General features: G+C 35.9%; 1 protein-coding gene. It reads left to right on the forward strand.

Translation table 11 applies throughout. The features are described 5' to 3' along the window. The first annotated feature begins 75 nt into the window (after positions 1 to 75). Positions 76 to 1,211 (forward strand): IS3 family transposase gene (locus ABD734_RS07745; RefSeq protein WP_344703116.1). Its coding sequence is split into 2 segments (ribosomal slippage): positions 76 to 322 and positions 322 to 1,211, totalling 1,137 coding nucleotides; the frame shifts between segments, so codons are not numbered across the junction. The last annotated feature ends 7 nt before the right edge of the window (positions 1,212 to 1,218 follow it).

The following is a 1,218-nucleotide window of genomic DNA, read 5'->3' on the forward strand; positions in this document are numbered from 1 at the left end:
TGGATCGTCTACACTTGATTGGACAACTCCTATGAGGGAGGCTATTGTTAAATCAAAAAAGTAGGCGATTTTTTTATGACAAGAACAAGAAGAACCTTTACCCCAGAGTTTAAACTACAGATCGTGCGATTATTTGAAAATGGTAAACCAAAGTCCGAAATTGTACGGGAATATGATCTAACCCCTTCATCATTGGATAAGTGGGTCAAAAATCATCAGGCGACAGGCTCTTTCAATCATTTAGATAACTTATCAGATGAGGAAAGAGAAATGAGAATGCTTCGGAAAGAAAACCAGCAACTTAAGATGGAAAATGACATTTTAAAGCAAGCAGCGCTGATCATGGGACGAAAATAGATGTCATTCGTGAGAATGCCAAGAAATATTCAGTATCAGCAATGTGTAAAGTCCTAAAAATCCCAAGAAGCACCTATTATTATGAGCTGAGCAAACAGACTGTTGATGATTCAGACGATATCATCAGTCATAAAGTAGTTGAAATATTTAATATGAATCGTCAGTGTTTTGGAACCCGTAGAATTAAATATGAGTTAAACAAACTTGGACTCAAAGTCTCTCGAAGACGTATCGGTCGTATTATGAAATCAGAAAGATTGGTATCGTCTTATACTTCATTGAAATATAGAACTTATCCATCACCATCAAATGAGCGGAATATCATGAATAATCTCGGTAGAAATTTCATTAGAAAGGCACCAATGGAGGTGCTCGTCAGTGATTTGACCTATGTAAAAGTATCTGGAAAGTGGCATTACATATGTGTATTTATTGATCTATTTAATCGTGAGATTGTCGGACATAGTACAGGTCCGAAAAAAGATAGCCATCTCGTGTCAGCAGCGCTGAGTGCCATTAAGCATGATTTAAGACAAGTTCAAATGTTCCATACAGACCGTGGAAAAGAGTTTGATAATTATCTGATTGATGACGTGCTTGATACATTTGGCATACAAAGATCACTGAGTATGAAAGGCTGTCCTTATGACAATGCTGTTGCTGAAACGACATTTAAAGCGATGAAAACTGAATTCATCAGACAATATAATTTTAAATCTCTACAACAGTTGAAAATTGAACTATTTGATTATGTAAATTGGTATAACAATATTAGACCACATGGTGCGCTAGGTTATATGACACCGAAGGAGTATAAGAAAGAACTCTATATAAACTGTCTAGAATACTGTTGACATACCA

The organism is Salinicoccus jeotgali, from assembly GCF_039538805.1.
Classification (GTDB): Bacteria; Bacillota; Bacilli; order Staphylococcales; family Salinicoccaceae; genus Salinicoccus; species Salinicoccus jeotgali.